The 8,375-nt window shown below is 44.8% G+C and carries 8 protein-coding genes; 3 read left to right on the top strand and 5 right to left on the bottom strand.

All coding sequences use genetic code 11. From position 1 onward, the window contains the following. The 5 genes from VIM72_RS23635 to VIM72_RS23615 all read right to left on the bottom strand — a co-directional run. Window positions 1–254: MFS transporter (locus VIM72_RS23635; protein ID WP_332005288.1), on the bottom strand; the 254-nt coding region annotated here is incomplete at its 3' end. A 75-nt stretch (window positions 255–329) separates the two neighbouring features. Further along, complete coding sequence (locus tag VIM72_RS23630) at window positions 330–605, bottom strand: metalloregulator ArsR/SmtB family transcription factor (protein WP_332005287.1); 276 nt, start codon at window positions 603–605, stop codon at window positions 330–332. Window positions 606–750: 145 nt separating this feature from the next. Beyond that, the gene (locus VIM72_RS23625; protein ID WP_332005286.1) at window positions 751–1,881 is read right to left on the bottom strand and encodes a glycoside hydrolase family 43 protein; all 1,131 of its coding nucleotides are present in this window, start codon (window positions 1,879–1,881) and stop codon (window positions 751–753) included. 64 nt (window positions 1,882–1,945) lie between these two features. Next, complete coding sequence (locus VIM72_RS23620) at window positions 1,946–2,644, bottom strand: LytTR family DNA-binding domain-containing protein (protein ID WP_332005285.1); 699 nt, start codon at window positions 2,642–2,644, stop codon at window positions 1,946–1,948. Continuing rightward, window positions 2,641–3,666 (bottom strand): sensor histidine kinase, encoded by a 1,026-nt coding sequence (locus VIM72_RS23615; protein ID WP_332005284.1) that lies wholly within the window; start codon window positions 3,664–3,666, stop codon window positions 2,641–2,643. Before VIM72_RS23615 ends, VIM72_RS23620 begins: the two co-directional genes overlap by 4 nt. 135 nt (window positions 3,667–3,801) lie before the next feature. Between VIM72_RS23615 and VIM72_RS23610 the strand changes: the two genes are divergently transcribed. The 3 genes from VIM72_RS23610 to VIM72_RS23600 all read left to right on the top strand — a co-directional run bounded on the left by VIM72_RS23610 (window position 3,802) and on the right by VIM72_RS23600 (window position 8,138). Then, window positions 3,802–6,192: an outer membrane beta-barrel family protein gene (locus tag VIM72_RS23610; protein WP_332005283.1), complete on the top strand. Its 2,391-nt coding sequence runs from the start codon at window positions 3,802–3,804 to the stop codon at window positions 6,190–6,192. 44 nt (window positions 6,193–6,236) lie between these two features. Next, window positions 6,237–6,827 (top strand): RNA polymerase sigma factor, encoded by a 591-nt coding sequence (locus VIM72_RS23605; RefSeq protein WP_332005282.1) that lies wholly within the window; start codon window positions 6,237–6,239, stop codon window positions 6,825–6,827. Between the two features lie 120 nt (window positions 6,828–6,947). Continuing rightward, window positions 6,948–8,138 (top strand): FecR family protein, encoded by a 1,191-nt coding sequence (locus tag VIM72_RS23600; RefSeq protein ID WP_332005281.1) that lies wholly within the window; start codon window positions 6,948–6,950, stop codon window positions 8,136–8,138. Window positions 8,139–8,375 lie beyond the last annotated feature (237 nt).

Raw genomic sequence — 8,375 nt, 5'->3', positions numbered from 1 at the left:
GAAAGCAGGTTGGATACTACAAACACAGCCAGTACAAGCGACATCAGCAGCTTACGGTTTATATTGGTGGTCAGGGCAGTTATAAAGGGCGATGACACCGCTACTGTTAACGCAAACGCACTTAACAGCCATCCCGCTGTGTCTACGGAAACATCAAATACCTTGGCCAGGTTAGGCAGCACGCCTATAACGCCGAATTCGGTGGTAATAATTCCAAAGGCTCCCAGAGCCATTGCGTAAATCGACTTTTTCATTGATGTATTGATTTGAATATTTGAATGTTTCGATATGTTTATGACGGTAAATATTGCTTATCCGGGCTGAAAGCACTATGGCTTCAGGGCATTCAGGCGATCAATATAATCACCCAGCACTTTTTGGTTTAAAATGTACTTCAGGTTGCGTCCCTCTTTTTCAGGTATGAGCAAATCTGCATCTACCAGCTGCTTCAGGTGGTGGGAAACGGAAGGTTGGGTAAGATCCAGCATATCGGTTATCTCTGCACAATACAAACATCCCTGCTTCTTTTTGAAATGCTGCAGGATGGTGATCCTGCTGGCATCGCTCAGTGCGCGGGATATTTTCTCAAATTTTCTATTGTCCATATCCGGGAACAAATTATTTCAGGAGCAAAGATAAGAAAAAAAATATAGAAACATATAAATGTTTCTATCGGATGAAATATAATTATTAAGCGCTACCGGGTTTATCTGATGAAAACCGGGTAGCACTGCCGGAAAATTAAATCATTTATTTACTTCCGGGCACCGCCTGTGGTGTTGTGGTAGGTCCTTCCACCACCAGTTTCCCGTCTTTTAAGATCTTCATCCGGTCAATAAAAACAACGCGTTGATCGCCTGTGGCGGAAGTGCGGGCATGATATACACAAAGCATTTCCTTTCCATCCGGGGAGTAGGTAATGCTGTTGTGGCCAGTGCCGGTAACGGTGCCGCCTTTCTCCACGTTTTTTTGCAATACCGGATTATTGGCGCCTTTTACAAAGGGCCCCAGCGGGCTTTTGGAAGTGGCATAGCCTACTGCGTAGTTCTTTCCGCCGAAATAATTGGCAGAGTACATCATATAGTAGGTATCTCCTTTTTTGAAGGCAACGGAACCTTCTGTCCACCGGCGGTTCACCTCTTTTGAAGTAACGGAGCGGCTTTCCCATTCCGCATGTTTATCATCCATTTTAACCGGCGGGCGTAATAACAGTACCGGCTCGCCAATTACACCGCTGAAATCGGGCTTTAGCTCAACGCCGTACACCCAGCTTTCCTCTACGGTATCAAACCATCCTTTTTGTTTGGCCCAGGCAGCTACTTCGCTTTCTACAGGATGCTTATAACAGCAACGGGAGTAATAAAGATAGATTTTACCGTTTTTATCAAAGAGCACATTGGCATCAATAACAGGATAGCCGGGATCAAAAACAGGACGGTTACTGATGTCGGTGAATGGCCCGGTAGGACGGTCGGCCACCGCTACGCCGATGCGGAAGTTTTCAAGTTCTTTGGTAGGATTATCTTTCCATTGGGCGCTGTAAAACATATAAAACCTGCCTTTATATGCATACACTTCAGGCGCCCAGTAAGCGCCGTTCCATGCGGCAGTGGAATCGCTCCAGCCGTGCTCGTTGGCGGCATAATATACCTGGCCTTCATCTTTCCAGTGCACCAGGTCGGTAGAGGAATAAGCGGCAAATCCATTTTTGGCAATACCACCGGTGCCATACATGTAGTATTTGTCGCCCGCAACATGCAATACATACGGGTCGCCAAACTCCACCGGCAGCGGGTTCTGGTAGGTGCGGCCTGATTGAGCCATCAGCCCGGTGGTATGCAGGACCAGTGTCAGCAGAAAACATCCAATCGAAATCTTCATTATTTGATATTTATACAATAGAAACAGATGATCTCAAATATAATCATCAAAAGGAATTATTTATTTATTTCCTGTCAACCCATTCGCTTACTAATTTCCGGTATGTTTCTCCGATGGGCAAACAGGTGCCGTCTGTCATCCGTATCTGGTTGCCTTCAATGATCTTCATTTTATCCAGGGGAATGATATAGGAGCGGTGAATGCGCACAAACTGGCTGGCAGGTAACTTATCCAGTATATCTTTCATGTTTTCCAGCACCATAATTTTTTCGTCGCTGGTATGGATGCGGATATAATCTTTGAGCCCTTCTATATATAAAATTGATTCCGTTGCTATCTTATAATGTTTCCGGTCGGCTTTTACAAACAGGAAGTTGTCTGTATCTGTGTGCTGGAATGTGCGCAGCCAACGGTTATACTTTTCTATGCTTTGATAAAACCGGTTGAAGGTAACCGGTTTCAGCAGGAAATCTACCACGTGGAACTGGTAAGCCTCCAATGCATATTGAGGATACGCGGAAATAATGATGAAATTGTGCCGCTGATTGAAAAGCTGCATAAGCTCTATACCTGTAAGTTGCGGCATCTGTATATCCAGGAAAATTAGATCCACTGCTTCATTGTTCAGTATTTCAATTGCCTTGAATACATCGCTGCCGGCATATACCAGGTTAAGCTGCGGTACTTTTGAAACATAGTCGGCCACCAGCTTTACAGCAAATGGTTCGTCGTCCAATATGATGCAATTTGTTCTTTTCTTCATCTTAGTTTAATTAACAGTGCTGCTGTAAACCGGTTGTTTTCGTTAGCCAGGAGTAGTTGATGCCGGTTGGGATAATGAATTTCCAGCCGTTTTTTTAAATTATCAAGACCAATCCCGCCTAGTTTATCTTTCTTTTGCGTACCAATTTCATTGGTTATTTTAAAAATGAGCTGTTCCTTATTGGCGCTAAGCCTTATGTTTATAGGGCTGTTGCCGGAAGTTACGCCATGTTTCAGGGCATTCTCTACCAACGGGGATAGCATATAAGGAGGGATCTCTATATGCTCATTTTCTATTTCGCTGGTGAAATTTACGAAACCGGTTTCCTGGTGCCGTAGTTGTTCCAGTTCAATATATGCCTTGATATAATCCACTTCATCCGGCAGGTTAATCTTTTCTTTTTGCGATTCATAAGTGGTGAACCGCATTACCTGGCTCAGCTTTTCAATCGCGGTTAATGATTTGTCGGATTGAAAGTACACCATCGAGTAAATATTGTTTAACGTATTGAATACAAAATGCGGGTTGATCTGGGCCTTCAGGAATTTGATCTCAATGTTTTTATTTTCTTCAAGGATGGTTTGGTTATACTCCAATAGCCGGATGAAGTAAATACCCAGCCAGAGGAAGGAGCTGAAGATGATGGGCATGCTGCTATAATGCAGGTTGTCGAGCATATAGTTGGCAAAGGTGGGATCAATATAATTTGTTTTGTTGAACAACGCTCCTGTAATCACCTGCTCCAAAAGCCATCTCAAACCGGTAAAGAACAAATAGGAAATGAACATACCGGCGAACAGTTTTTTCCACCGGAAGGATTTGAACACCTGTTTCATCACTATAAAATAGTGGAAATAGAAAGTAGCTATAAATACAAGCAGGTAGGTGGTATAAAACAGATCAGGGATCACTAACCGGGCATGGAAAGGATTTTTTACAAAAGTAAAGTAGGCGGTAAGTATCCAGAATATGAGATGGATAATCAATTCTTTCTTCCCTGATAATATCCCCTTATATAGCATTCAATCATTTTTTACAAAAGTATTCATTCTGAAAACGATTTGAAACAGGGTTTGTAGACCAACGAAGGGGGTTTGTCGATAAAAGTGGCTGATGAGGTTTATTCCGTGGAATTTCGCAGCACTTAACCGTAACACATGAAACAGATGATCTTTTTATTAGCCGCCGTTTTAAATGGGGCCATCGCATGGGGCCAGCAGTACACTGTAAAGGGGAAGGTGGTTAACCAGCATAACAACCCTATGCCTTTTTTGTATACCAGCTTATTGAACAATGATAATATAGCTGTTCAGCAAACAATGACCGACAGCCTGGGTGGTTTCTCCATAAAAGCGGCAAAGCATACTTACCGTTTAATCATCAAACAATTCGGGCGGGAATACCTGAACAGGGAAATTGTGCTTGACAGGGATATTGATTTAGGGATGATCAGCATCCGGGAGGTTACCGAGTTGCAAGGCATTACCATCTCCGGCAGGAAAAAACTTGTTGAACAAAAAGCGGACAGGCTGGTATTTAACGTGGAAAATGCCGTTATGCCCGCAGGCGGAACAGCTTTGGATGTGCTGAAGTCTACCCCGGGCATCAGGGTGCAGAATGATAATATTTCCATTGTTGGTAAGGGAGAAGTGTTGGTAATGATAGATGACCGCCTGCAGAGAATGTCACAGGAAGATCTGTCCACTTTCCTGAAATCCATTCCTGCCGGTAATATCAGGAGCATAGAAGTGATCACTACGCCACCGGCCCAATACGAAGCGGAAGGCAACAGTGGATTGATCAATATTAAAATGAAAAAAGCCAGGGCCAACTCCTGGGATGCCGGTATCGGCGCCGCATACACGCAGAAAACCTATGGAGGCACTAACCTGCAGGGCTTATTCAACTATAACCGGAACAGGGTTGCCCTGCAGGCATCTTTAAGCAAGGGGAAACAACGGCTGCTGACAACTTCTGAAGAGCAGATATTTTATACAAATGAATTATGGAAACAGGAAGTGCATAACAAATCCACCAGCGATGTGCTGAGCGCGAGCCTGGGCATTGATTATAAGTTAACGGGTAAATGGACAACCGGATTCAAATACCTGGGCAGCTTTACCAGCCGGGAATCCGCCAACCAGCCACTTATCACCCGTTATGCCAATGATCCACGGCTGGTGAATGGTTATGTGGCATCGGATGTACAGGCCCGTAATAAGCCTGAAATGAATGCGCTTAACTGGTATCATGCCATCACATTGGATTCTTCAGGAAAACGGGTTACGGTGGATATTGATTTTTTTAGTTACCGGAAGAAGGATTACCGGTTCTTTTCAGGAAATGAACTGGACCATAATGAAGGGACTATTCCCGGCACCTTCTTTTCTTCTGCCAATTCCAATATTAACAACATTAGAAACTATTCAGCCAAAACGGATATATCTCTTCCTTATAAATGGGCCAGTATCGCCTTTGGTGGCCGGGCTTCGTATACCAACACCAATAACGACCTGGTAGTGTATGATCATCACACCGGAAGCCCTGTATTAAATGCGGATCAATCTAATATCTTTAATTATAAAGAGTATAATGAGGCTTTATACTTTTCCGCCACAAAGAAAATAACCTCCAGGTGGGAAACGCAGATAGGTATGCGTATGGAAGCTACACAAACTAAAGGGTATTCCAAGAATCTTGATCAAACCAATACCAGCAAATATATTAAACTGTTCCCGACAGCTTATATCACTTATTTACCGGATGATAATAATTCTTTCTCATTCAGCTACAGCCGCAGGATCCGCCGCCCGGATTTTGATTACCTGAACCCGTTCGTTATCCGTACCAGTCCATATTTTTATGCAGAAGGGAATCCACATCTGAAACCATCGTATATCGATAATCTTGAGTTTTCTTATATTAAAGATCAGCGCTGGGGCAACTCATTTTACTATTCACAGGTAACTGATTTCGGGCAGGAATTATCTATTACAGATGGAGCTACCAATATCACCCTGCAAACACCGGTGAACTACGCCAATACTTACCAGTTGGGGTTTTCCAGTTATTATAATATGAGCAGGTGGGCATGGTGGAACAGTGTTACAGGTTTTAACGTGAACTACCAGCATGTGAAGTCTAAGGCCAGCTTTGTGCAATCAGTAGAAGGCTATAATGCCTACTTCTACACTAATAATGATTTTACGCTGAACCGTTTAAAATCTGTTTTCTTTAGCGCAAATTATGCTTTACAACTGCCGGGCCGTTACCAGATCTTCCATATTTCCACCATGAATATCCTGGATGTGTCCATGAAATTTTTGCTGGCGGGCAAAAAGCTCACGCTTACTGTTACAGGAGAAGACCTGCTGAATGCGCAACGGCCGCTGATTACTTACTATTCTAATGGTGTAAAGAACGCCGTGCGTAGCTATGGCGATACCCGGGGCGGCAGGATCTCTGTCAGCTATAAGCTGGGTAAGAACAGCATTAAATTGAAACAAAGGGATTTTGGAAATGAAGAGGAGAGAGGCAGGGCGGATTAGGAAAATTAAACTATGTTTACAGCACAATAACAGGGCTAACAATATTGGAGAAAAATGATAAACATAAAGACCGGGCGCTTTTTTCCCGGATAGCCGAAGGGGATGAGCAGGCATTTGAGGAGCTGTTTCATATTTATATGCCGCAGCTTTACAGGATCATTTATAACCTGGTGCCTGTGGAAGCCACCGTTAAAGACCTCACCCAGGAGGTCTTTTTGTATTTGTGGCTGGGGCGGGAAAAGCTGCCGGAAGTAGAAGAACCTCAGTATTGGATTTCCCGCATTGCCTATAATCGTTCTTTTAAGTACCTGAAACAGCAGAAGCTAAGGGCTGTTCAGCCGGGACCGGCCCATGAATTTCATTTGCATACCAATGAAACCGAAGACGCGGTTAATCTTTCAGAAACCACCCGGCTTATCCGCCAGGCCATAAATGAGTTGCCGCAACAGCAACAAAAAATATATCATCTCAATCGCATATCAGGTAAAAAGCCAGCAGAAATTGCCGCAGAACTGGATATCTCCGTTCAGGCGGTACGAAATTCACTCACCCGCTCGGGCAAAGTGATCAGGGAATACCTGGTAGATCACGGCATTGAAATCCCCCTCATTCTGATCCTTTTGCACCGTTTTTAAAAAAAGTTTGTTTTGCTTGTGTATATTTCCTGTCTCCAGGGTACTATAGTCATGTGATACCGCCGGAAGCGCCGGCAGATTGCGCATTAATGCCATCAATATTAAACTAAATACAAATATTTGGACAGTAAAATTATTGAGAGAGCCAACCGGTTGCTGGATCTTATACATGCGGAAACGGCCGGGCCAGATGATTATGAAGAGCTGATGCAACTGATGGAAGCGCATCCGGAGCCCTGGCTGATCATGCATGTACAAACGTATTTCAGCCGGAAACCGTTGAATGTTCCCGGTGATATGCCTTCTTCCCACAGTCCGGCCTGGCAGAAGGTACTGCAAAATGTACTGGAGGCCGACAAGTCGTCTGTTGATGAGGTGGTGGGCACTCCTGTGCGCCCTGTGCGTACCTGGTGGCGCGTAGCCGCTGCGGTAGCGTTGCTGGTAGCTGCAGGCGCCTGGTATTTTGTGCGTATAAACAATGAGGCGCTTTCGCCGGTAAAGCAAATGGCTGCGATCCCTGTGGAGCCGGGTAAAGACGGCGCCATTTTAACACTGGCAGATGGAAGTACCATCGTATTGGACAGTTTGGGCAACGGGCAGGTGTCGGCGCAGGCAGGTGCACGGGTAATGCTGAAAGACGGGCAGCTGGCCTATGAGCCAACAGGGAAGGGGACCGGCGCGGTAGCCTGGAATACTATTTCCACTCCCCGGGCAAGACAATTCAGGATTACCCTGCCAGACGGCACACAGGTATGGTTGAACGCTGCTACTGTATTACACTATCCCACTGCTTTTACGGGTAGTGAAAGAAAAGTGCAGCTTACGGGAGAAGCTTATTTCGAAGTGGCTCAAAATGCTCATCAGCCTTTCCGTGTAATGATAGGGGATACCGCAGCCGTAGAGGTGCTGGGCACCAGCTTTAATATTAATTCCTATGCAGATGAACCTGTGGTGCGGACCACCTTGCTGGAAGGCAGTGTAAGGATGAAGAAAAAACAGGAAACGGTATTGCTGCAACCCGGTGAGCAGGCGGTAATGCAGCATCATATTTCCGTCAGTAAAAATGTGGATGTAGCCGGGGTAGTGGCCTGGAAAAGCGGCAAGTTCAATTTTGAAGGCGTATCGCTGGAAGAATTTATGCGGCAACTGGCCCGCTGGTATGATATAGAAGTAGAATACAGGGGGAATACACCGAAGATGGTGATCAGGGGTAAGCCCGGCCGTGACCTTCAACTACAGGATCTGCTGGATGCGTTGGCCGACTTTGGCATCCGCTATAAACTCGAGGGACGGAAACTAATAATCAATTAATCAATCAAATTTTATTGCTGATATGAGGAAGTACCGATGAAATAACAGCGGCCTGAAAAAAGCCGGAGAGTGCTTGGAACCACTCTGCCGGCAATAATTGGGCTGATCATCAACAATTATCTCGCTAAAGAATCAACTGTTTATTCAATCAACCAAACTGTTGCAAAAGTATGAAATTAATCACTTTTTGTAACGGAGGGGCATTCTTTGTCAGGCCCTTCCCGACATCAACCAAAT

This window comes from Chitinophaga sp. (assembly GCF_036569185.1).
In the GTDB taxonomy this organism is placed as follows: Bacteria; Bacteroidota; Bacteroidia; order Chitinophagales; family Chitinophagaceae; genus Chitinophaga.
The sequence above is the reverse complement of the archived record's forward strand: the minus strand, read 5'-3'. Positions and strand labels throughout refer to the sequence as shown.

Excerpts from the sequence above, each read along its gene's own strand:
- VIM72_RS23610 (WP_332005283.1), top strand. The coding sequence starts at position 3,802 with ATGAAACAGATGATCTTTTTATTAGCCGCCGTTTTAAATGGGGCCATC.
- VIM72_RS23615 (WP_332005284.1), bottom strand. The coding sequence starts at position 3,666 with ATGCTATATAAGGGGATATTATCAGGGAAGAAAGAATTGATTATCCAT.
- VIM72_RS23620 (WP_332005285.1), bottom strand. The coding sequence starts at position 2,644 with ATGAAGAAAAGAACAAATTGCATCATATTGGACGACGAACCATTTGCT.
- VIM72_RS23630 (WP_332005287.1), bottom strand. The coding sequence starts at position 605 with ATGGACAATAGAAAATTTGAGAAAATATCCCGCGCACTGAGCGATGCC.
- VIM72_RS23625 (WP_332005286.1), bottom strand. The coding sequence starts at position 1,881 with ATGAAGATTTCGATTGGATGTTTTCTGCTGACACTGGTCCTGCATACC.